The organism is Streptomyces sp. NPDC102259, from assembly GCF_044766465.1.
Taxonomy (GTDB): Bacteria; Actinomycetota; Actinomycetes; order Streptomycetales; family Streptomycetaceae; genus Streptomyces.
Genome location: NZ_JBIWMA010000014.1, coordinates 140,291 through 161,827, shown reverse-complemented (window position 1 = coordinate 161,827; position 21,537 = coordinate 140,291). Strand labels below are relative to the sequence as shown.

The following is a 21,537-nucleotide window of genomic DNA, read 5'->3' as shown; positions in this document are numbered from 1 at the left end:
CACCAGCATGGGAGCCACGACGATCGTGACCGCCACCGGAACCCGCACCGCCCCCGACGCCGTGGACGTCGTCGCGCTCGGCGAGTCCATGGTCACCTTCCTGCCCTCCCGGCCCGGCCGCCTCGCCGACGTCCCCTCCTTCGGCCGGGGCATCGGCGGCGCCGAGTCCAACGTGGCCTGCGCGCTGGCGGCGGCCGGACACGCGGTGCGCTGGGTCGGCCGGGTGGGCGCGGACGGGTTCGGCGACCACCTCCTCGAGACCATCGGCTCCTACGGGGTCGACGTGACCGCCGTACGACGGGACCCCGACCGCCCGACCGGCGTCTACTTCCGCACCGCCGGCGACCGGGCCACCGACGCGCACGAGGTCGCCTACTACCGGACCGGGTCGGCGGCCTCCGCGATGTCCGTCGACACCGTCGGCCTCGACGCCGTGCTCGCCGGCCGGGTACTGCACCTCACCGGGATCACCGCGGCCCTCTCCGCGGACTGCCTCGGCCTGCTGCGCGAACTGACGGCTCCCCGGCCCGGCCGGCCCCTCGTCTCCTTCGACGTCAACCACCGGCCCCGGCTGTGGACGGACGGCAACAGCCCCCAGGTCCTCCTCGAACTGGCCCGCGGCGCCGACCTGGTGTTCGTCGGCGAGGACGAGGCGGCCGAGGTGTGGGGCCTGGACGGCGTCGACGCCGTACGGACCGCGTTCCCCGACCCCGAGGTGCTCGTCGTCAAACAAGGAGCGCTCGGGGCGACCGTCTTCGACCGGGGGCGCGCCCTGCACGTCCCCGCGCCGCGGGTCGACGTCGTCGCAGCCGTCGGCGCCGGGGACGCCTTCGCCGCCGGATTCCTCTCCGCCACCCTGCGCGGACTCCCCGTGCGCGACCGCCTCCGGCACGGACACCTCATGGCCGCCGCCGCCCTCACCGTCCCCGGCGACCTGGCCGTGCCGCCTTCCCGCGACCACGCCGACCGGCTCGCGGCCCTCGACGACGCAGCGTGGGGGAGACTTCGACTCGGCCCCGGCTGGACGCACGCCGAAGACCGGGCCGACGAGGAGGTACGCACAACATGAGCCAGACCGTCGACCGAGCGCTGAGCATCCTGCCGCTGCTCGCCGAGGGACCCGCCGACCTCGGACAGGTCGCCGACCGCCTCGGCGTGCACAAATCGACGGCCCTGCGGCTGTTGCGCACCCTGCACGAGCACGGCCTCGTCTACCGCCAGTCCGACCAGCGCTACCGCCTGGGCGCCCGCCTCTTCGCCCTCGCCCAGGAGGCGATGGAGAACCTCGACATCCGTGAGATCGCCCATCCGCACCTCGCCCGTCTGAACGAGACCTGCGGGCACACCGTCCACCTCGCCGTGTACGAGGAGGGCGAGGTCCTCTACATCGACAAGGTGGAGAGCCGCTACCCGGTGCGCATGTACTCACGGATCGGCAAGCCCGTCGCCATCACGGTCGCCGCCGTCGCCAAGCTGCTCCTCGCCGACCTGCCCGAGCCCGAGCGACGGGTGATCGCGGAGAAGCTCGACTACCCCCTCTACACGTCCCGTTCGACCCCCAACGCACCCGCATTCCTGCGCGAGCTGGAGAAGGTGCGCGAACAGGGCTGGGCCACCGACCTCGGTGGCCACGAGGAGTCCATCAACTGTGTCGCCGCGCCGATCCGGGGCGCCGACGGCCGGGTGGTCGCCGCGATGTCGGTCTCCGCGCCGAACGTCGTCGTCACCGCCGACGAACTCCTCACCCTGCGCCCGCTGGTACGCCGCACGGCGGACGCCGTCAGCGGCGAGTACTCCGGCAGAACCCCGATCAAGGAAGCCCCGAAGGAATGAGCCAGGCATGACCGAGAAGACCGCCCTCACCCCCAAGACCCACACCACCCCGCCCGCGAGGTTCTCGCACGGGGTGAGGAAGGGCAACATCCTCCAGGTCGCGGGCCAGGTCGGCTTCCTGCCCGCCGAGGAGGGCCGCCCGCCGACGCCCGCGGGCCCCACCCTGCGCGAGCAGACCCTCCAGACCCTCGCCAACGTCAAGGCGATCCTCGAGGAGGGCGGCGCGAGCTGGGACGACGTGATGATGATCCGCGTCTACCTGACGGACACGGCGCACTTCGCCGAGTTCAACGAGCTCTACAACGCGTACTTCGAGGAGCAGCGCCTCACCGCCCCGCCCGCGGCCCGCACGACGGTCTACGTCGGCCTCCCGGCCGGACTCCTGATCGAGATCGACGCACTCGCAGTCCTCGGCTGACCGTCCCGACCGAGCGGTCTGGCCGAGCGGTTCGGCCGACGCCTCGTCAACTTCCGCACGCTGTAACGCCTCACGGCGCGGCGTCCCCGTTCGCAGGGGACGCCGTGCCGCGATCCCCCCTGCCCGAAAGCTCCGTGAACTCCATCAGAGGACCCCCGAATGCCCCTTCCGCTCGCGGCATCCACCCCCACCGAGGCCCCACCCCACACCGGCGGACTGCTTCTCCTGATCGACGGCACCGCAGGCCTGCTGACGGTCGCCGCCCTCGGCATCGCCCTCCTCCTCTTCCTGATCATCAAGGTCAGGATCCAGCCCTTCGTGGCCCTTCTCGCGGTCTCCATAGCCGTCGGTCTGCTGGCCGGTCTGTCCGTGACCGAACTCTTCGGCACCGTCCAGCGTTCGGACGCCGTCTCCACCATCGAGTCCGGGATGGGCGGCATCCTCGGCCATGTCGCGATCATCATCGGGCTGGGCACGATGCTCGGCGCGGTCCTCGAAGTCAGCGGCGGCGCCGAGGTGTTGGCGTCCCGGCTGCTCGGCGTGTTCGGCGAGCGGCGAGCCCCCCTCGCGATGGGCCTGACCGGCCTGATCTTCGGCATCCCGGTCTTCTTCGACGTCGGCATCTTCGTGCTGGCCCCGATCGTCTACGCGGCCGCCAAGCGGGGCGGCAAATCGATCCTGCTGTACTGCCTCCCGCTGCTCGCCGGGCTGTCGATGACCCACGCGTTCCTGCCCCCGCACCCCGGCCCGGTCGCGGCCGCCGGCCTGCTGCACGTCGACCTCGGCTGGGTCATCCTCATGGGTGTCGTCTGCGGCATCCCGGCCGTGCTGGCGGCCTGGGCGTACTCGGCGTGGATCGGCCGCCGCATCTTCGTCCCGGTGCCGCAGGACATGGTCGAGGCGGCGGCCGAGGCGAAGCGGGCGGTCGTCGAGGAGCAGCGGACGCAGGGCGTCGTACCGCGCGAGGACCCGGTGCCGCTGGGCACGGTCGTCGGGATCATCGGCACGCCCCTGATCCTGATCCTCGCCGCCACCTTCTCCTCCATCGCCCTGGACCCGTCCACCGGCCGCTCGGTGATCGAGTTCTTCGGCCACCCCTTCGTGGCGCTGACCATCGCCCTGCTCCTCGCCTACTACCTGCTCGGCGTCCGGCGCGGCTGGTCCCGCAAGTCGCTGGAGACGGTCTCGACGGCCTCGCTGAAGCCGGTCGGCAACATCCTGCTGGTCGTCGGCGCGGGCGGCGTCTTCGGTGCCGTCCTGAAGGCGAGCGGGGTGGCCCAGGCGCTGTCGGACACCTTCAACGACGTGGGCCTGCCGGTGATCGTCCTGTCCTACCTGATCTCGGTGGTGCTGCGGGTCGCGCAGGGCTCGGCGACGGTGGCGATCGTGACGACGGCGGGCATCGTGGCGCCGCTGCTCGCCGAGGGCGACCACGCACAGGCTTTCGTGGCCCTCGTCATCATGGCCATCTCCGCGGGCTCCATCTTCGCCTCGCACGTCAACGACGGCGGATTCTGGATGGTGGCCAAGTACTTCGGCATCAGCGAGCGCGACACCCTGAAGACATGGACCGTGCTGGAGACGGTGTTGTCGGTGGCCGGGTTCGTGATGGCGGCCGGAATCAGCCTTTTCGTGTAGGACTCCGGTAACGAAGTCAGGGGCTGACTGTGTCCGGCACAGGATCTTCGACCATACTGCCCGCTGTGGAGCAGCGCATAGGTTCGAGCAGCCAGCCCCTGGAGGGCGCCGGGTTCGACCCGGCATTCATCCCCGGGCTCACGTCGCCCGTGACCGCGGAGCCGGAGGACGCGAAGCCGGCACCCGACGGCGGCGACGCCGTCGAGCCCGACACGGGGAAGCCCGACACGGGGAAGGGGGAGTCAGCGGCGTCGGAGCGCCCGGACGCGTCGGCGAAGCCGGAACCGTCCGAGAAGCCCGGGAAGTTCGAGAAGTCCGACGAGTCGGACGACTCCTCCGACTCCTCCGACTCCTCCGAGTCCGTCGAGGGACCCGTCTTCGAGGCCTCCGACCGCCGTGCGCGGATCGCCGCCGACGCCAAGGGCGTCCGGCTCCGCCTCGACGAGGAGTCGTGCGAGTTCCGTTGGGACGAGATCGGCGCGGTCGAGACCGAGACACCGCGCTTCGGGAAGCGGTTCACCATCACGGTGCACACCCCTGACCGCCGCTGGTACCCGATCGAGATCGAGGCGACGGCCAGGTCCCGCTTCAAGGAGTGGGAAGAGCAGTTGGACGCGGTCCTCGACGCCTACTTCGAAGACGGGGAAGCCGAAGAGGAAGCGGGCGCCGAGGGCGAGGCCGTCGAGGTCGACGACACCGACTCAGGCGACGCCGACGTCAAGGACACCGAGGTCAAGGCCGTCGACTAAACGCAGTACTGGCTCTGCTTCCCGATGGACCGGTACATGCAGTCCGCGTTCTCGAGAAGCTGGAGCACCGCGTCCCGGTTGCGGGAGGTCTCCCGCTCGATGACCTCGTCGGGCGGGTAGAACCCACCTCCCGAGCTGGACGACGGATACATCTCGAAGGTGTACGAGAAGATCTTCTGCGTACCCCAGAGATAGTCGTCGATCGACCCGTCGGTGATGTACAGGTCGCTGGACTGCTCGGGGGTGTACCCGTTGCTCGCGGCCATCTTCTGCCCGACGGCCTTGAACGCGGCGTTGTCGTCCGCGGTCATCCCGGTCGCCGTGTCCGCGGTGGTGTAGCCGAACGGCCACAGCACCAGCTGGCTGTACGTGTGGAAGTCGATCCCCGCGGTGATCTGCTGCTTGCCGCCCACGATCCGGCTGCGCACGAAGTCGGCGACGACCTTCACCTCGGGCGCGGACTCGGCGGACGTGCCCCGGTAGGTCTCGGAGGACGTCGTTCCCGAAGAGCCGCCGCAGCAGCCGAACTTGTAGTTCCAGTTCCGGTTGAGGTCCGTGCCGACGTACGAGGAACCGGAGTTGGGCTGCCGGTTCTTGCGCCACGAGCGGTAGGAGCCGGAGGCGATGTCGTACTCGCCGCCGTCCGGGTTGAGGTCGGGGACGATCCAGATCTCGCGGCCGTTGACCATGTTGGTGACCCGGGAGTCGGAGCCGTAGCCGGCGCCCAGCTCACGGATCAGGTACAGCGCCATCTCCACGGTGAGGTGTTCGCGGGCGTGCTGGTGGTGGGTGAACAGCACCTCCGGCTCGGCCTCGTCCGTGGCGACGTTGTCGCTGATCTTGATGGCGACGATGTCCCGGCCCTGGTAGGACTTGCCGATCACCCGCTTGCTCATGATGCCCGGGTAGGCGGCGATGCGCTGGTCGATCTCCGTCGTCATCTCGGCGTAGTTGTGGTACTTCGAGTCGGCGGTCGGGAAGTCGAAGAGCCGTACCTCGTCCTCGGCGACCCGGTCCGGCGCCGAGCCCAGCAGGGACACCTCGTACCCCTGCGCGCGCAGCTTCTTCACCTGGTCCGCGCGGCCGGAGACCACGACGGTCTCCTCGTCGGCCTCGTCGACGCTCACCCCGGACGCGGCGATCGCCGTGCGCATCTGGGGGGTGCTGTGGTGGACGTGGATCTCGTACTGGTGGATGTCGTCGGCGGAGGGTGCCGCCTTCGGGGCGCTGCCCGCCGCCGCGTCGGTGACCGTCGCCGAGACCGGCGCGGCGAGAGCGAGGGCGAGCAGTGCGGCGAGGACGGCGGTCCGTCTGCCGCTGCGGGCGCTTGTGGCGCCAGCGCCTGAGCCGCGAATGCGAAGTCGCATGAACTCTCCTTGTGGGGAGCCGGGTTGTGGGGGGCTGTGCGCTTGCTGTGTGCGGCGGTGCGGTGCCGCTCATCGTCGGGGCATGGCATGAGCAGGTCAAGAGACGACAAAGGGCCGTTGGCCGGAATCGTGCGGAAATCGGCGAGCGACCGGCCGCGCAGTGTATCCGCGGCCGCACCGGCCGAAGCGGCTCCCCGGCATGGCGCACTACGCGTGTCAGGTGAAGGCGCCCGCGTCCCCTGAGCGGGGGTGGCGCATGCGACGCGTGATGATCGGGTAACTCGGAGTCGAACGAGGCCTGTTGTGCGGCCCGTGGCTGAGGGACACTGGGGGCCTGCTTCGCGGGGGTGGGGGGCTTGGAGTGGCAAGCACTGCTGGCGGGGGCGTTGAGCGTGATGGCCCCGGGGCTCACGGACGACGAGGACCCTTCTCCCGGGCAGGAGCCGGACGTCGTCATGGGTCTCACGCGGCGCATGGGGGTCACGTACGACGCGCTCGGCCCGCCACCCGAGCGGGCGAGCCCGAAGAGCGGCCGGTCCGCGCAGTTCGGCGGCAGCCCCGAGGACCTGCTCGCGCTCGCCCGTGAGTACGCGGAACACGGAAACCCGCTGCTGGCGGCCGGGCTGTTCGAACGCGTCCACGCACAGCGCCCCGGTGATGCCGACATCCTCGCCGAACTCGCCGACGTGCTCGCCGCCGCCGGCCGGTATCCCGAGGCCGAGGCGAGGTTCAGACAGGCGCTCACCCTGCCGTCGGACCGCCCGGTCGCCCTGCGGCCCGTCGCCGGACTCGCGTGGCTGCTGCGGGCCCGCGACCGGACCGCGGAGGCCGAGGCGCTCCTGCGCCCCGGGCTGACCCCCGGCGGGCTGCGGGAGGTGCTGAGCGCCAGCGACCCACCCGACTCCCGCGCCGCCTACCGACGCCGCGATGACCACCGGGACCGCCCCGAGTCCACCACGGCGCAGGCGACGAGGGCGGCGCAGGAGTGGGCGGCGCAGAGAGCGGCGGCGAGGGCCGTGGCCGCCACGGCCGAGAGAGCCGCGGGGGAGCAGGCCGTGGCGGAGCGGAAGGTCGAGGAGCTCCAGGCCTTCGAGCGGGAGTACCGGACCCGGCTGAAGAGCTTCCTGGAGAGCCAGTTGCGCCAGGTGGAGCAGGCGATGCGCCCGGAGCCCGACGAGCCGCCCCCGGCCACGCGCCGCCCGGAGCGTGGGCTCACCGACCCGCGGGCTCTGGAGCGCGAGTACCTCGTGCGGATGAAGGCCTTCCTGGAGAGCCAGTTGCGTGAGCTCGACCCGCGGCGCGACCTGCCGCCCGCCCTGGCGCCGGTCGCTAACGCACCCGAGCCCGAGCCCGTCTCGTCGGAGTCGGAGTGGTTCCGTCGGCGCCGCGCCTCGACGAGGACGGGACCGGACGAACCGGCGTCGGCAGCGGCGGGCACGACGGCGTCCGGCCTTCCCCGCCGAGTCCGGAGGGCGAGTCCGATCGCGGGCGCGGCCGGCCCTTCGGAACGGCCGTCGGCGGCCCGTGTCCCCGAAGACGTCCGGGGGCGGCTGACCAATCTGCGGCGCGGTATCGCGGCTGCCAGAAAGAGCGCCCCGCAGCACCCGGCCGCCGGTAGGCCGGAGCAGGAGCAGCCGGTCCAGGAAGAGCCGGTGACCGGTCAGGGGAACGACGGGGAGGAGGAGCGGTAGTGGCCCGACAGTCGGCGAATCGCTGGAACGGCATGCTCCCCCCGCCGAAGGCGGCGCAGGAGTGGGAGGCCATCAAACCCGGGCTGGCCCAGGAGATCTTCCAGGAGTCGATCGCCGAGGAACGGCACCGGCGACGCATGGAGACGGTGCGCGCCGCCACGAAGATCCTCGGACAGTTCCTGGCCCTCGGCTCGGTCGGTCTGATGGTCCTGTTCGCCAAGTACGCGCTGGACGCCGGCGAACCCATCGTGGCGGGCTTCGCGATAGGCGCGCCGTCCGTGTCGCTCGCCGTCATCTTCGCCCTCTCCCGCACGCCGGGCAGACGCCTGGAGGAGGGCGTCGGCCGGGCCGCCCGCCGGGTCACCGCCGTGACCGCGGGCCAGGGGGCACCACCATCAGTGCTCGCCCAGACACCCACCACGCAGCCCGACCCCGCCCAACTTTCCTGAGCCGCGGTGCGGCGCTCGCTGTGCGGCGTCGGCGGCCCCCGCCGCCGCGGTGGTTCGACGCGGGGTGAGCACATCGGGTGGAGATCGCGCACGCCCCCTTGCCGGACCCGCCGCTTTGGGCTTTCTTGACCTTCATGGCGGACACCACGGGACCCCCCACGGGAAACTCCACACACACCGAGGCACCATCCGGCATCGACAACGCATCGCCCCGCAAGTCCAGTTGGAAGTACATCGGCCCCGGCATCGTCGTCGCGGCGACCGGCGTCGGCGCCGGCGACCTGGTGGCGACCCTCATCGCCGGCAGCAACTTCGGCTACACCCTGCTCTGGGCGGCGGTCCTCGGCTGCTTGGTCAAGATCTCCCTCGCCGAGGCGGCCGGCCGCTGGCACCTCTCCACCGGCCGCACCCTCTTCGACGGCTGGGCGAGCCTGGGCCGCTGGACGACGTGGTTCTTCGTCGTCTACGTCGTCGTCTGGGGCTTCGTCTACGGCGCGGCGGCGATGTCGTCGAGCGCGCTGCCGCTCCAGGCGCTGTTCCCGGACGTGATGGACCTGAAGTCGTGGGCCGTCGTGTGCGGGTTGGTGGGCCTGGTGTTCGTCTGGTTCAACAAGTACGCCGTCTTCGAGAAGGTCATGACGGTCCTGGTCGGCGTCATGTTCGTGGTGACGGTGTACCTGGCGATCCGGGTCACCCCCCATCTCGGCGACGCGTTCGCGGGCCTCCTCCCGGTGCTGCCGGACGAGAAGGACTCCGTCCTCAACACGCTCGGCCTGATCGGCGGCGTCGGCGGCACCATCACGCTCGCCGCGTACGGCTACTGGGTCAACGCCAAGGGCTGGACGAACACGGGCTGGATGAAGGTGATGCGGCTCGACAACCGGGTCGCGTACGTGACGACGGGCATCTTCGTCGTCGCGATGCTCTTCGTCGGCGCGGAACTGCTGCACTCCGCGAACGTGGCGATCGCGAGCGGCGACAAGGGGCTCGTCCAGCTCAGCGACATCCTGGAGGCGAAGTACGGCACGGCGACCGCCAAGTTCTTCCTGATCGGCTTCTTCGCGACCTCCTTCACCTCCCTGATCGGCGTCTGGCACGGCGTGAGCCTGATGTTCGCCGACTTCGTGGCCCGCTACCGCGGTCGGGGCGACGCCGGCGGGACGGAGGTCGCCTCCGGCGCGCGGGAGCGCTCCTGGCCCTTCCGCGCCTATCTGCTGTGGCTGACCTTCCCGCCGATCGTGCTGCTCTTCCAGGGCCAGCCGTTCCGCCTGATCATCCTGTACGGCGTCCTGGGCGCGGCCTTCCTGCCGTTCCTGGCGGGGACCCTGTTGTGGCTGCTCAACTCCGCTCGTACTCCACGGGAGTGGCGCAACGGGCTGCTGAGCAACGCGATGCTGGTGCTGGCGGGACTGCTGTTCCTGGTGCTGTGCGTGAAGCAGGTCTGGGATCAGCCGTGGTCGGAGTTCTTCTGACCCCAAGCCGTTCTGCCGGAAGCCGTTCTTCCAGAAGCCGCTCTGCCGGAAGCCCCTCTTCCGGAAGCTGATCCCCCCGAGGCTGATCCCCCCGAGGCTGATCCCCCGGAGGCTGATCCCCTGGAAGAGGCTGCGGCACCTGAGCCCGAACCGGAGGGCCAGTCCATCGCGTTCGCCCGCCCTCAGCCGCCGAGGACGTCCCACTGCGGACTGAGGGCGATCTTCCGCAACTGGGCGATGGTGAGAGCGGGTTCCGCGCGGGTGGCGGCCGTCGACTGGCTGCCCGAGTTGAACGCGCTGATCACCACGCGCCTGCCGTCCGCGCGCATCGTGTCGGCGGTCCACATCACGACCCCCTCGCCGCCCTTCTCGCCCGGACCCTGACTCGTGGCGACGCGGGTGCCGTCGGAGAGGGTCTCGGGGTCGGAGCCGTAGAGCTGGTCAGCGGCGTCGGACATGTTCAGCTGGAGGTTGACCTGGAGATAGCTCCTGCCCTTGCCGTCGTCCACGACGGCGTAGGCGAAGCCCTCCTGGCCGCCGCTCGAGACGATCTCCAGGTTCTCGGGGAGCGTGGTGCGCAGGACGGCGAGCATCCGCTGGAGCTGGAGGCCCGGGTCGGCCCGAGGGGTCGAGGGGTTCGGCTGCACGGTCTCCTCGGGGATGGCGGCGATGATCCGGCGCCACTCGGAGGCCGCGGCGAGCGCCTTCAACCGGGCGGTGGTCAGCGGCGGTTCGGGACGGCTGACCGGCTTCCCCTTCTCCGCCGCGGCGTTCCACTCGACGACGCTCACATGCTGCCCGGCCGGAGTGACCAGGTCCGCGCCCCACGCCTTGGTGTCCTCGCGGCGGTCGGGATACTCGTAGCCCTGGTAGACTGTGATCGCGGACCCGTCGGCCAGGACCTCGGTCTCGCAGCTGTCGAGGCCCGACTGCTCGCCGTCCGGGCAGGGCATCACCTGGGCGGACGGATCGACCTTGCCCGCGTCCGTGGGGATCCGGTCCAGACCCACCGAGATGGCCCCCTCGCCCTTGCCGTCGTCGAACACGCCCACGGCGAGCGGCGGCAGCTTCCCACCCGTGCCGCGCGCCTCCGTCCGGCTGAACTTCCCCTTGGGCAGCAGCTTCTGGAGCGTGCGGACCACGTCGTCGGCGGAGTAGGCGGGCTTGGCGGTGCTGCCGGTCGCGGCGACGGAGGAGGGCCGCGGGGTGGGCGTACCGTCCCACGGCACGAGCAGCGCCCCGCCCACCCCCACGAGGGCGAGGCTCGCCGCGCCCCCCGCGATCGTGGCCCTGCGCCGCAGCCGCAGCCGGATTCCCCGGGCCTGACCGGCGGCCGTGAGCGGGGCGCCCGGGTTGACGAGGGCGCCGCCGGTCTCGTGCAGGGCGGCGGAGAGCCGCTCCTCGAAGGGATCGCTGTACTGGTGAACGGGCATGGTGGACCACCCTTTCCGCAAGATGGGTCGAAACGAAGTCGAGGTGAGGCGGGGTGAGGCCGAGGCGGTGAGGGGCGATGTGGGGCGATGAAGGGGACTGAGCCGGTCGGCCCGGGTCGGCCCGGGTCGACTCAGGCGGGCTCGGCGGGCTGAGGACGGCTCACGGACGGCTCACGGACGGCTCATGGGCGGCTCACGGGCGACTCACGGGCGGGCGTACTCGCCGATGTCCTCGCCCAGCAGCTCCCGCAGCCGCCCGAGCGCCCGCGAGCAGCGCGTCCGTACCGCCGCCGAGCTGGCGTTCATCGCGCCGGCGGTCTCCTCGATCGAGCGGTCCTCCCAGTACCGCAGGACCACGACCGCCCGGTCCTTGGCGGGCAGCCGCCCGAGTGCCTGCATCAGGGTCAGCCGCAACGGCGTGTCGGTGCCGGCGCCGTCGGCGACGTCCGGGAACGTCTCCACGGCCCGCTCGCGGCTGCTGCGCCGGCGCTGGTGGGCGAGGAAGGTGCGGGTGAGGACGGTCTGCGCGTACCCGGCCGGGTTCTCGACCCGGGACACCCGCCCCCAGCGGACGTACAGCCTGCCGAGGGTCTCCTGAACCAGATCCTCGGCGAGGTGGGTGTCCCCGGCGGTGAGCAGACATGCCGACCGGTAGAGATGCCCGGTACGAGCCGCCGCGAACTCGGCGTACTCGTCCGCGCGGACCTGCCTCATGTGTGTTCCCCCTGCGTCGAGTGCCGTGCCGTCCTCACCTCACTAATGCGGTGGGGTGCGCGGAATGTTTCAAGGGGGACCGAAAGTGGGCGCACAGCGATCGCCAGGTAGGTTTCGCGCTGTGACAGACCAGCCGCCGCCGTCCCCTCCGCCGGGCTTCGGCCCGCCGCCACCGCAGTACGCCCCGCAGTACGCCCCGCAGGCGGCTCCACCGCCGCCCGGCCCGGAGTTCCTCGCGGTCGACAAGCACAACTCGGTCGTCGTGGACGCGTCGGGCGTCGCCTTCGAGATGTACGACATCACGGTCGAGTTCCCGTGGCCCGAGGTCCGCAGCCTCCACTACAAGGCGAGCCCCAACGGCAAGGCCCTCATGGTCGCCGTGGTCCACGTGGACGGCAGGGTCTACGAGTGCGTGGTGACGGCGAAGCCGAGGGAACGGCTACAGGCCTGGTTCGCCCAGCTGGCGTGGGTGCTGGGGTACTACCGGCCGACGGGGTAGCCGTCCGGTCGGCTCAGAGCAGGTGGTCTGCCTTCCCGGCCTCGACGTCGAGGATCATCGTCCGCAGCGTTTCGCGCGAGTCGCACCTCGCCACGGCCTGCGACACCCGCCGCCGCACGGCTCTCCGCGTCCTGGCCGCCGTCCGCCGGGCCTGTGAGGGAACGTGGGGCTTCGGCGAGGCACATGTCCGAAGTACTCCGGGTCCAGTTCGACAGCGACCCGGTTCCGCCGACCGGGTTCCGCCCCACCGCGCGTGTGTTCCCGAAGGCCACGTGGGCCGGTCGCGGGCGGTGACGTGACATCACGTCACCGCCCGCCCCTACAGGCACCCCTACAGGCGCCTACGGCAGCCCGTGCACGTGCGGTCCCACGGACGCCGACCACGCGTTGCCCGCCGTCGCGTCCCAGTTCGTCGACCAGGTCATGGCGCCCCGCAGGTCGGGATAGGTCTTCGACGGCTTGAAGGAGCCGCAGCCCGTGCCCTTGGTGAGGCAGTCGAGGGCGTTGTTGACCACCGTCGGCGAGACGTAGCCGCTGCCCGCGCCGCTCGTGGAGGCCGGCAGGCCCAGGCCCACCTGGGAGGGGGACAGGCCGCCCTCCAGCTGGATGCAGGCGAGGGCGGTGAGGAAGTCGACCGAGCCCTGCGAGTACACCTTGCCGTCGCAGCCCAGCATGGAACCGCTGTTGTAGTACTGCATGTTGACGACCGTGAGGATGTCCTTCACGTTCAGCGCCGTCTGGAAGTAGCCGTTCGACGTCGACTGCATGTCGATCGTCTGCGGGGCCATCGTCAGGACCAGCCCAGAGCCCGCCTTCGACGACAGCGACCGCAGCGCCTGTGACATGTACGTCGCGTTCAGGCCGTTCTCGAGGTCGATGTCGACGCCGTCGAAGCCGTACGTCTGCATCAGGGCGTACACCGAGTTCGCGAAGTTCGCCGCGGACGTCGGGTCGCTCACCGACACGGTGCCGTTCTGGCCGCCCACCGAGACGATGACCTTCTTGCCGGCCGCCTGCTTCGCCTTGATGTCCGCCTTGAACTGGTCGACCGTGTAGCCGCCCAGGCCCGCCGAGTCCAGGTTGAAGGTCACGGCGCCCGGCGTCGTCGTCGCGTCCGCGAAGGCCACGGCGATGATGTCGTACTGGGAGGAGACGGCCGAGATCTTCTGGACGGTCGCGCCGTTGTTGAAGTTCTGCCAGTAGCCGGTCACCGCGTGCTTGGGCACGGTCCCGCCCCCGGTGCTGCCGGTGGACGTCGTGCCCGTGACCGCCGTCGACTTCACCGACTCGCCCGCCGCGTTGGTCGCGGTGACCTGGAAGCTGTACGAGGTGGAGGCCGCGAGGCCGGTCACGGTCGCCGAGGTCCCCGTCACCGCCGTCACCTTCGTGCCGCCCCGGTAGACGGAGTAGCCGGTCGCGCCGGAGACCGCGTTCCACGAGAGGGACACCGACGACGAGGTCGTACCCGAGACGGCCAGGCCAGCCGGTGCGCTCGGCACCGTCGGGGCCGGGTCGCCGCCTCCGCCGCCGTCGGGGCCGTACACCGACACGTCGTCCGCGTAGTACGCCGCCTGGCCGTACCAGCCGTGCGTGTACACGGACACCGAAGTGGTCGACGCACCGGTGGTGAAGGTCGTCGACAGCTGCTTCCAGGACGCCGAGTCGGGCGTCCACGTCGAGACGTCCGTCGTGCCGGTGCCGGTCACGCCGAGGTAGGTGTAGCCGCCCTGGACCCATGCGCTCAGCGTGTACGTCGAGTTGGGCTTCACGGCCACCGTCTGGGCGCACCGGGCGTTGTCCTGCCCGGCCGGTGTCGCCTTGAGCGCGGCCGCGCCGGCGTGCGCCGGTGAGGAGACGGTCGTACCGCTGCCCGCCGAACAGGTCCAGTTGGTCAGGCCGGACTCGAAGCCGGCGTTCTTGGCGTTGTTCAGGTCCGCGGCGGACGCCTGAGCCGCGCCCGTCATGGACAGGGCCAGGGCGGCGGCGAGGACGCCCGCGGCTCCCGACCCTAGTCGCGTCTTTCGTTTCAGTGGGGACATGACAGTAAGTTGGTCCAGACCAATTCTGTTGTCAAGAGGTCCGGTCGTGGAGGGTCGGTGGAGGCCACCTGTGCGTAACCTGCCCCGATTTGCCGGGACTTGCGCGAAGAAGAGTTGCTTGGCAGCCGGAGAAAGCTGTTCTCCGGCCACAGAGGCGTGGATACAGTGCTGAGGTAGTCACGCAATGAAGTCACCCCGGTGCATCGGAGTAACGCCGGTGGGCCGGACCGCGGGAATCGGGGAGCTGCGCGTGCCAACAGCCATTGCCGTGACCGGAGCCGACCTGGCGCTGCCGCCGCAGGACGAACGCACCCTGCCCGCCACCGTCCTCGCCGATCTCGACCAACAGCCGCTGGACCGTGCCCTCGCCGCCGTCCAGGCCCTCGTCGACCAGTACGGACACGTGGTCGTCGTGTACTCGCGGGCCGTCCCCGCCGCCGTCGAGCAGCGACTGCACACCATCCGCTCCCTCCTGGAGAGCGACCGCATCGCGCTCTTCCGCCCCGACCTTCCGCCGCTCGCGGTGGCGGTCCTCGCCCGCCAGCTGCGCCAGCTGGCCTCCTGCGACCTCGGCCCCGGCGTCCTCGCCTGTGCGGGACGGCTGCTCACCCACTACCTTCACGCGGGCGCGCTGCTCGGCTCGGTCGCCCGTCTCGACCGGGTGCCGGTGGTCGGCCTGAAGTCGCATGCCAGGTCATGGGTTCCGGGTAGTCAGTTCGGTGTGCTCGCCCACCCGCAGCCGGAACTGGTCAAGGCCACCCCGGAAACGGTCCTGCCCGGACCGGAGTTCGGCACCTGGCTGCTCGTCGCCCGCGGGCAGCTCCAGTCCGACTGGGTCACCGAGATCCTCGCCCCCGCCTGGAAGGTCCAGGGGCTGCGCGAGACGCATCTGCCCGCCGAGTCCGCCGACTGGTGGGGCACCGGCAAGGCGATCGAGTTCTGCGCCTACCTGCCCGACCTCTCCGTCCTCTACCAGCTGGTCACGTCCGTCCGGCAGAGCGTCTGCCACTGGTGCGGCATCGACGTCATCGGCGACCGCTGCGTCTTCTGCTCCGCGACCCCGCCGCCCGCCTCCGACCTCACCGCCCGCCCCGCAGCCCGTCCCGCCGCCCGCGCGCTCACCGCGGGCGACTGAAACCAGCCCGACCGAACCAGCTCGACCGAACCGGCCCGACCGACCGAACCAGCTCGACCTGTACGCCCGTTCCCGTCCGCTCGACCCGACCCCCAACGAGGTTGTACGGCCCATGAACTCCCGTCAGCGCCGCGGCGTGATCCTCCTGCTCCTGTCGGTCCTGTGCGCCCTCGGCGCGTTCGCCGGCGTCCTCTCCGTCATCGACGACGTGAAGTCCAAGGTCGGCCCCGAGGTCACCGCGTACGAGCTGCGCTCCGACGTGGCGCCCTACACCACCCTGAGCTCGGGCCAGTTCAAGAAGATCGAGATGCCGGAGCGCTGGCTCTCGGAGAACGCCGTCACCGACCTCGACGCCATCCGCGGCAAGATCGCCGTGACGACGCTGAAGAAGGGCTCCCTGCTCCAGAGCGACATGATCGTCGACCAGCCCGCCCTCCAGCCGGGCCAGCAGGAGGTCGCCATCATGATCGACGCGGCCACCGGAGTCGCCGGCAAGATCACCCCGGGGTCGTCCGTCAACGTCTACGCCACCTTCGAGGGCGCCCGGGAGAGCGATCCCGACCAGTCGAAGATCATCGTCACCAATGCCCGGGTCCTCGACGTGGGCGAGCTGACCGCCCTCGAGCCGGACGCGGACACCCGCGGCCAGTCGCCCACCGACGCGGTCCCCATCACCTTCGCGCTGTCCACGCTCGACGCCCAGCGCATCACCTACGCCGAGTCCTTCGCCAAGCGCGTCCGCCTCGCCCTCGTCGCGCCCGGCGGCGACACCACGGTCCCCGACCAGGACCGTACCTACGAACTCGTCACGGACAAGTGAGAGGCCGCCGCCCATGCCCACGAGGATCCTCCCGGCCGTCGGCGACGCGGACGCGGTCCGTTCCCTCACCACCCTGCTCAGCCAGCTCCCGGACGCCGAACCGGTCACCCCGGTCTCCGACTCCACCCAGCTCGTCGACACCCTCGCCCGGCTCGCCGCCGAGTCGGTCGACGAACTGCCCGAGGTCGTCGTCGTCCACGAACGCATCGGCCCCGTACCGGCGCTGGAGCTGGTCCGGGAGGTCGCCCTGCGCTTTCCCGCGGTCGGCGTCATCCTCGTCACCACCGACGTCGGCCCCGGCCTCTTCGCCGCCGCCATGGACTCCGGCGCCCGCGGCCTGGTCACCCTCCCGCTGAGCTACGAGGACCTCGCGAACCGCGTCCAGGCCGTCGCCCAGTGGTCGGTCGGCGTACGGCGCCATCTCGGCCACGGCGCCGACGTGTTCACCGGCGTCGGCGGCACCGTCATCACGGTCAGCGGCGCCAAAGGGGGCGTGGGGGCCACCCTGACGGCCGTCCAACTGGCCCTCGCAGCACAGGCGTCAGGCCGCCCCACCGCCCTCGTCGACCTCGACCTCCAGTCCGGCGACGTCGCCTCCTACCTGGACGTCCAGTTCCGCCGTTCGGTCGTCGACCTGGCCGCCATCGCCGACATCTCGCCCCGCATCCTCGCCGAGGCCGTCTTCCGGCACGAGACCGGCGTGGCCCTCCTCCTCGCCCCCGCCGAGGGCGAACGCGGCGAGGAGGTCACCGACCGCGCCGCCCGCCAGATCATCGGCGCCCTGCGCTCCCGCTACGAGGTCGTCGTCGTCGACTGCGGCGCCCAGCTGAGCGGCGCGGGCGCGGCCGCCGTCGAACTCGCCGAGCGGGCCCTGCTCGTCACCACCCCCGACGTCGTCGCCGTCCGCGGCGCCAAACGCACCGTCCGCATGTGGGACCGGCTCCAGATCCGCAAGGCCGAGGAGACGACCGTCGTCGTCAACCGCCACACCCGGAGCACGGAGATCCAGCCCCCGCTCATCCAGAAGATCACCGGCACGGCGATCGCCGCGACCACGGTCCCCGCCAACTTCCGGGAACTCCAGGCCGCGGTCGACGCCGGCCGGGTGCACGCCCTCGACGGCAAGGGCACCGTCCGGCAGGCCCTGTGGGCGCTCGCGGCGGAACTGGGGCTGGTCAAGGCCCCGGAGACCGCCCTCGTACGCAGGCCCGGCGGCCGGGCCCGCGGCGGGGACCGGGGCGCGGCCGGGTTCCGGCGGAGGAGGGAGTGAACGCCATGCGGGGACACCGGGCGCGCGACCGGGGCCAGGTCACCATCGAGTTCCTCGGCATGACACCGCTGATCATCGTGACCTTGGTGGTGATGTGGCAGTTCGTCCTCGTGGGGTACACGTTCACGCTCGCGGGGCATGCTGCCGACGAGGCGGTGCGAGCGGGGACGGCGGCGCACCGGGGGGAGCGGCAGGCGATGTGCGAACAGGCGGGGCTGGCGAACCTGTCGGACGCGTGGCGGTCCGGGGCCACGGTGAGCTGCTCGTCCTCGGGGTATGTGACCGCGGACGTCGCCCTCAAGGTGCCGGTTCTCTTCCCCGGCACCATCGCCTTCCCGTTCACGGTGCACGGTCACGCGGGCGCCGTCGAGGAAGAGGACGACTGAGATGCCGTGCCGAAGGCGATGGGGCGGGGGCGGAAGCGAGGGCGGAAGCCGGGGCGGGCGCGGCCGTGGGGCCGGCGGCGACCGGGGCCAGGTGGCCCTGGAGTACCTCGGGTTTCTGCCGCTGCTCCTCCTCGTGGCCCTGGCGGCCGTACAGCTCGGCCTGATCGCGTACGCGGCGCAGCAGGCGGGTACGGCGGCGCGGGCGGGCGCGCGCAGCGCGTCGCTCCGCGAGGACTACGCGGGGGACTGTCAACGGGCGGTCAGCAGCTGGCTGAACGCGAGCTGCTCGCCCGCGTACCTGGGCGACGAGGTGCGGGTGACCGCCACCGTCACCATCCCGTCCGTCATCCCCGGCTTCGGGGACTTCGAGGCGCACAAGACGGCCACGATGCCGGTCGACCACTGAGGGAAGGGCATCCGACATGAGCCTGCGGGCACGCATCAGCTCCCCCGAGGAGAACGGCGGCCGGGGCGAGGACGGCCATCTGGTGACCTCCTACCGCGCCAAGCTGCTGGAGGAGATCGACCTCGCCGAGATGAGCTCGCTGGCCGCCGCCGAGCGCCGGGCGCGGCTGGAGCGGGTGCTGGGACACATCATCAGCCGCGAGGGCCCGGTCCTGTCGACGGTGGAGCGCTCCCAGCTGATCCGCCGGGTGGTCGACGAGGCACTGGGCCTGGGCATCCTGGAGCCCCTCCTCGAAGACGCGTCGATCACCGAGATCATGGTGAACGGACCCGACGCGATCTTCGTCGAACGGGGCGGCCGGGTCGAACAACTGCCCATCCGCTTCGCGTCGAACGACCAGCTGATGCAGACGATCGAACGCATCGTCTCCACCGTCAACCGCCGCGTCGACGAGACGAACCCGATGGTCGACGCGCGGCTTCCGTCGGGCGAACGGGTCAACGTCATCATCCCCCCGCTGTCGCTGACCGGCCCCACCCTCACCATCCGCCGCTTCCCGCGGTCCTTCACCCTGCACGAACTGATCGGCTTCGGCTCGCTGGACGAGCAGATGCTGTACCTGCTGGCGGGTCTCGTGCAGGCCAAGTTCAACGTGATCGTCTCGGGCGCGACGGGCACCGGCAAGACCACGTTGCTGAACGCGCTCTCGGGCCTGATCCCGGACGGCGAACGCATCATCACCATCGAGGACTCGGCGGAACTCCAGCTCCAGCAGTCGCATGTGATCCGCCTGGAGTCCCGGCCTCCGAACGTCGAGGGCAACGGCCGCATCACCATCCGCGACCTGGTCCGCAACTCCCTGCGGATGCGCCCGGACCGGATCGTGGTCGGCGAGGTCCGGGGCGGTGAGTCGCTCGACATGCTCCAGGCGATGTCGACCGGTCACGACGGCTCCCTGGCCACGGTCCACGCCAACAGCGCGGAGGACGCCCTGATGCGCCTGCAGACCCTCGCGTCGATGTCGGACGTCGAGATCCCCTTCGTCGCGCTGCACGACCAGATCAACAGCGCGGTGGACGTCGTCGTCCAGCTCACCCGCTTCGCCGACGGCGCCCGCCGCATCACCGAGATAGCCGTGCTCGACAGCCACGGCGGAGAGCCGTACCGGCTGGCGACGATCGCCCGCTTCAACGCCCAGCCGATGACCGCCGACGGCCGCGTCCACGGAGCCTTCGAGTACTTCCCCCTCCCACGCCGCACCGCGGACCGCCTGTACATGGCGAGCCAGCCGATCCCGCAGGCGTTCGGGGTGGCGCGCGCGGCACACGAACTGACGACAAGGGAAGCCCGGTAACGCTGATGGACCTCGACGACCTGATCACCCTCACCACCGGCGGAACCCTTCTGACCTGCGCCCTGGCCGTCGCCGGCCTGCACGCGTACACGCGGGGCCGGGCCCAGCGGGCGGAGCTGGTGGAACGCCTCTCCTACACCGGCCGGCTGCCCGGCACCGGCCGCCGGCGCCGCTTCCGCACCCTGGACCGACGGCTGCGCCGCACGAACACGGGCCGCGAGCTGGAGCTGAAGCTGGTGGCGACCGGCCTGGACGTGACGCCCGGCGAGTTCTTCGTCTACATGCTGGCGGCGGTGGCCGGCCTGTGGCTGATCGGCGAGGCCACCCTGGCCCCCTTCTTCGGCCCGATCGCCGGCCTCCTGGGCGTCTGGGCGGCCTGGCAGTTCCTCAACTGGCAACGTCAGAAACGCATCGAGAAGTTCATCAACCAACTCCCCGAACTGGCCCGCATCCTGGCCAACGCCACCCATGCGGGCCTGGCGCTGCGCACCGCGATCGGCATGGCGGCGGAGGAGCTGGAGGCCCCGGCGGGCGAGGAACTTGCCAAGGTGGCCAACCAGTTGGCGGTGGGTCACTCCATGGACGACGCGCTGGGCGAGCTCGCCGACCGGCTCCCCTCCCGCGAACTGGTCGTCCTCGTCACCACCCTGGTCCTCTCCAACCGGGCCGGCGGCCAGGTCGTCGGCGCCCTGCGCAACCTGACGGAGACGCTGGAGGAACGCAAGGAGACCCGGCGCGAGGTCCGGACCCAGCTGTCGCAGGTGAACATGACGTCCTACGCGGTGCCGGCGCTGGGGGTCGGGGCGTTGTTCCTGATGAACAGCGTCGAGGCCGGAACGCTGGACCGCATGACGGGCTCGGCCGTCGGCCAGGCCTGCGTGATCATCGCGTTCGGCCTCTACGCGGTCGGCTTCGTCCTCATCCGCCGCATGTCCCGGATCGACGTCTGAGCAGGAGGTGGCGTAGGGGATGGAACTTCTGCTCGCACTGGCCGTGGGCCTCAGCGTCTGGGGCATGTTCGCCGGCATCCGCATGTACCGGGCCGACGTGAAGCTGCCCAGCGACCTCGCGCTGGCCCTGGAGGTCGGCTCGACCCGCACCGGCGCCGTCGGCTCGCTCGTCGACCGCATGGGCATGCGCTACGCCCCCGCCGTCCTGCGTCTGATGGGCCCCAAGCAGGTCACCCGATACCGGCGCAGGATCGACCTCGCGGGCAACCCGGGCGGCCTGACCATCGACCGCTACGCGGCCCGGCGCGCGGTCTACGGCGGTATCGGCGCCCTCGGCGCGTTCGCCGCGCTGCTCCAGGGCAGCTTCTTCGTCGCGCTGCTCATGCTCGCCTTCGGCGTGTTCTGGTCCGAGGTCGGCATCTGGTCCGCGATCCGGGTCCGCAAGGACGCCATCGAACGGACCCTGCCGGACTTCCTCGACGTCCTCGCCGTGGTGGTGAGCGCGGGCCTCGGCTTCCGCCAGGCCCTCGACCGGGTGGCGTCCAGGTACGAGGGCCCCTGGGCGGACGAGATCCGCATCACGCTGCGTCAGATGGACCTCGGCGTGAGCCGCCGTGAGGCCTTCCAGGAGCTGCGCCGCCGCAACGACTCCGAGCAGGTCGCCATGTTCGTCACGGCGCTCCAGCAGGGCGAGGAGCTCGGCGCGCCGATCGTCGACACGCTCGTCTCGATCGCCAAGGACATGCGCCGGACGGACGCGCAGAACGCCCGCCGCAAGGCGGCCCGCGCGGTCCCCAAGGCCACCTTGATGATCACCACGTTCATGGTCCCGGCGACGATGCTCCTCCTCGGCGCGGGGATGCTGCTCGGCTCCGGCACGGACTTCAGCTCGATCACGGGCGAGTAGGCGGACG

Annotated in this window: 21 protein-coding genes; 17 read left to right on the top strand and 4 right to left on the bottom strand. The window is 71.2% G+C overall.

Going from position 1 to position 21,537, the window contains the following annotated elements:
- Positions 1–25: 25 nt before the first annotated feature.
- The 5 genes from ACIRPU_RS28910 (at position 26) to ACIRPU_RS28890 (ending at position 4,638) form a co-directional block, all read left to right on the top strand.
- Entirely contained in the window at positions 26–1,069 is a 1,044-nt protein-coding gene (locus ACIRPU_RS28910) for a sugar kinase (protein WP_403872352.1), read from the top strand.
- The gene (locus tag ACIRPU_RS28905; protein ID WP_384112215.1) at positions 1,066–1,833 is read left to right on the top strand and encodes an IclR family transcriptional regulator; all 768 of its coding nucleotides are present in this window, start codon (positions 1,066–1,068) and stop codon (positions 1,831–1,833) included. The genes ACIRPU_RS28910 and ACIRPU_RS28905 overlap by 4 nt, the downstream gene beginning before the upstream one ends.
- A gap of 7 nt (positions 1,834–1,840) precedes the next feature.
- On the top strand, positions 1,841–2,251 hold the full coding sequence (locus tag ACIRPU_RS28900) for a RidA family protein (protein ID WP_355706656.1): 411 nt from the start codon (positions 1,841–1,843) through the stop codon (positions 2,249–2,251).
- 159 nt (positions 2,252–2,410) lie between these two features.
- Positions 2,411–3,889 (top strand): GntP family permease, encoded by a 1,479-nt coding sequence (locus ACIRPU_RS28895; RefSeq protein ID WP_403872350.1) that lies wholly within the window; start codon positions 2,411–2,413, stop codon positions 3,887–3,889.
- A 65-nt stretch (positions 3,890–3,954) separates the two neighbouring features.
- Entirely contained in the window at positions 3,955–4,638 is a 684-nt protein-coding gene (locus tag ACIRPU_RS28890; RefSeq protein ID WP_403872348.1) for a hypothetical protein, read from the top strand.
- Here the strand turns inward: ACIRPU_RS28890 and ACIRPU_RS28885 are convergent.
- The gene (locus ACIRPU_RS28885; RefSeq protein ID WP_403872346.1) at positions 4,635–6,005 is read right to left on the bottom strand and encodes a M14 family metallopeptidase; all 1,371 of its coding nucleotides are present in this window, start codon (positions 6,003–6,005) and stop codon (positions 4,635–4,637) included. The two genes, ACIRPU_RS28890 and ACIRPU_RS28885, sit on opposite strands and share 4 nt — an antisense overlap.
- 356 nt (positions 6,006–6,361) lie before the next feature.
- On the opposite strand from ACIRPU_RS28885, the gene ACIRPU_RS28880 reads away from it, so the two are divergent.
- From ACIRPU_RS28880 to ACIRPU_RS28870, 3 genes are all read left to right on the top strand, one after another.
- Positions 6,362–7,696, top strand: coding sequence for a tetratricopeptide repeat protein (locus ACIRPU_RS28880; protein ID WP_403872344.1), 1,335 nt, complete (start codon positions 6,362–6,364; stop codon positions 7,694–7,696).
- Positions 7,696–8,145 carry a hypothetical protein gene (locus ACIRPU_RS28875; protein ID WP_403872342.1) on the top strand — a complete coding sequence of 150 codons (450 nt, stop codon included), beginning with the start codon at positions 7,696–7,698 and terminating at the stop codon, positions 8,143–8,145. Before ACIRPU_RS28880 ends, ACIRPU_RS28875 begins: the two co-directional genes overlap by 1 nt.
- Before the next feature lie 134 nt (positions 8,146–8,279).
- Complete coding sequence (locus ACIRPU_RS28870; RefSeq protein ID WP_403872340.1) at positions 8,280–9,617, top strand: Nramp family divalent metal transporter; 1,338 nt, start codon at positions 8,280–8,282, stop codon at positions 9,615–9,617.
- 182 nt (positions 9,618–9,799) lie between these two features.
- Here ACIRPU_RS28870 and ACIRPU_RS28865 read toward each other — a convergent pair whose 3' ends face one another.
- On the bottom strand, positions 9,800–11,050 hold the full coding sequence (locus ACIRPU_RS28865; protein ID WP_403872338.1) for a hypothetical protein: 1,251 nt from the start codon (positions 11,048–11,050) through the stop codon (positions 9,800–9,802).
- 204 nt (positions 11,051–11,254) lie between these two features.
- On the bottom strand, positions 11,255–11,764 hold the full coding sequence (locus tag ACIRPU_RS28860; RefSeq protein WP_403872336.1) for a SigE family RNA polymerase sigma factor: 510 nt from the start codon (positions 11,762–11,764) through the stop codon (positions 11,255–11,257).
- Between the two features lie 121 nt (positions 11,765–11,885).
- On the opposite strand from ACIRPU_RS28860, the gene ACIRPU_RS28855 reads away from it, so the two are divergent.
- The gene (locus ACIRPU_RS28855; protein WP_384112191.1) at positions 11,886–12,263 is read left to right on the top strand and encodes a hypothetical protein; all 378 of its coding nucleotides are present in this window, start codon (positions 11,886–11,888) and stop codon (positions 12,261–12,263) included.
- A 341-nt stretch (positions 12,264–12,604) separates the two neighbouring features.
- Here ACIRPU_RS28855 and ACIRPU_RS28850 read toward each other — a convergent pair whose 3' ends face one another.
- The gene (locus ACIRPU_RS28850) at positions 12,605–14,302 is read right to left on the bottom strand and encodes a chitinase (protein WP_403872334.1); all 1,698 of its coding nucleotides are present in this window, start codon (positions 14,300–14,302) and stop codon (positions 12,605–12,607) included.
- Positions 14,303–14,552: 250 nt separating this feature from the next.
- Here ACIRPU_RS28850 and ACIRPU_RS28845 point away from each other — a divergent pair, with 250 nt between their 5' ends.
- From ACIRPU_RS28845 to ACIRPU_RS28810, 8 genes are all read left to right on the top strand, one after another.
- The gene (locus ACIRPU_RS28845; RefSeq protein WP_403872332.1) at positions 14,553–15,437 is read left to right on the top strand and encodes a hypothetical protein; all 885 of its coding nucleotides are present in this window, start codon (positions 14,553–14,555) and stop codon (positions 15,435–15,437) included.
- 112 nt (positions 15,438–15,549) lie between these two features.
- Positions 15,550–16,257: a Flp pilus assembly protein CpaB gene (gene cpaB, locus ACIRPU_RS28840; protein ID WP_403872330.1), complete on the top strand. Its 708-nt coding sequence runs from the start codon at positions 15,550–15,552 to the stop codon at positions 16,255–16,257.
- Positions 16,258–16,270: 13 nt separating this feature from the next.
- Positions 16,271–17,527 carry a CpaE family protein gene (locus ACIRPU_RS28835; protein WP_403872328.1) on the top strand — a complete coding sequence of 419 codons (1,257 nt, stop codon included), beginning with the start codon at positions 16,271–16,273 and terminating at the stop codon, positions 17,525–17,527.
- 5 nt (positions 17,528–17,532) lie between these two features.
- Positions 17,533–17,913, top strand: a complete 381-nt coding sequence (locus tag ACIRPU_RS28830; protein ID WP_355706669.1) for a TadE family protein — start codon at positions 17,533–17,535, stop codon at positions 17,911–17,913.
- A 91-nt stretch (positions 17,914–18,004) separates the two neighbouring features.
- A complete protein-coding gene (locus tag ACIRPU_RS28825) occupies positions 18,005–18,319 on the top strand; it encodes a TadE/TadG family type IV pilus assembly protein (RefSeq protein WP_385562068.1) in 315 nt (104 codons plus the stop codon).
- A gap of 16 nt (positions 18,320–18,335) precedes the next feature.
- Positions 18,336–19,673: a CpaF family protein gene (locus tag ACIRPU_RS28820; protein ID WP_355706671.1), complete on the top strand. Its 1,338-nt coding sequence runs from the start codon at positions 18,336–18,338 to the stop codon at positions 19,671–19,673.
- A gap of 5 nt (positions 19,674–19,678) precedes the next feature.
- A complete protein-coding gene (locus tag ACIRPU_RS28815; RefSeq protein ID WP_403872325.1) occupies positions 19,679–20,623 on the top strand; it encodes a type II secretion system F family protein in 945 nt (314 codons plus the stop codon).
- A 19-nt stretch (positions 20,624–20,642) separates the two neighbouring features.
- Positions 20,643–21,530, top strand: coding sequence for a DUF5936 domain-containing protein (locus ACIRPU_RS28810; protein WP_355706672.1), 888 nt, complete (start codon positions 20,643–20,645; stop codon positions 21,528–21,530).
- The last annotated feature ends 7 nt before the right edge of the window (positions 21,531–21,537 follow it).

Coding starts and splice junctions, on each gene's coding strand:
- ACIRPU_RS28905 (WP_384112215.1), top strand. CDS start 1,066: ATGAGCCAGACCGTCGACCGAGCGCTGAGCATCCTGCCGCTGCTCGCC.
- ACIRPU_RS28900 (WP_355706656.1), top strand. CDS start 1,841: ATGACCGAGAAGACCGCCCTCACCCCCAAGACCCACACCACCCCGCCC.
- ACIRPU_RS28895 (WP_403872350.1), top strand. CDS start 2,411: ATGCCCCTTCCGCTCGCGGCATCCACCCCCACCGAGGCCCCACCCCAC.
- ACIRPU_RS28885 (WP_403872346.1), bottom strand. CDS start 6,005: ATGCGACTTCGCATTCGCGGCTCAGGCGCTGGCGCCACAAGCGCCCGC.
- ACIRPU_RS28870 (WP_403872340.1), top strand. CDS start 8,280: ATGGCGGACACCACGGGACCCCCCACGGGAAACTCCACACACACCGAG.
- ACIRPU_RS28865 (WP_403872338.1), bottom strand. CDS start 11,050: ATGCCCGTTCACCAGTACAGCGATCCCTTCGAGGAGCGGCTCTCCGCC.
- ACIRPU_RS28860 (WP_403872336.1), bottom strand. CDS start 11,764: ATGAGGCAGGTCCGCGCGGACGAGTACGCCGAGTTCGCGGCGGCTCGT.
- ACIRPU_RS28850 (WP_403872334.1), bottom strand. CDS start 14,302: ATGTCCCCACTGAAACGAAAGACGCGACTAGGGTCGGGAGCCGCGGGC.
- cpaB (WP_403872330.1), top strand. CDS start 15,550: ATGAACTCCCGTCAGCGCCGCGGCGTGATCCTCCTGCTCCTGTCGGTC.
- ACIRPU_RS28835 (WP_403872328.1), top strand. CDS start 16,271: ATGCCCACGAGGATCCTCCCGGCCGTCGGCGACGCGGACGCGGTCCGT.
- ACIRPU_RS28830 (WP_355706669.1), top strand. CDS start 17,533: ATGCGGGGACACCGGGCGCGCGACCGGGGCCAGGTCACCATCGAGTTC.
- ACIRPU_RS28820 (WP_355706671.1), top strand. CDS start 18,336: ATGAGCCTGCGGGCACGCATCAGCTCCCCCGAGGAGAACGGCGGCCGG.
- ACIRPU_RS28815 (WP_403872325.1), top strand. CDS start 19,679: ATGGACCTCGACGACCTGATCACCCTCACCACCGGCGGAACCCTTCTG.
- ACIRPU_RS28810 (WP_355706672.1), top strand. CDS start 20,643: ATGGAACTTCTGCTCGCACTGGCCGTGGGCCTCAGCGTCTGGGGCATG.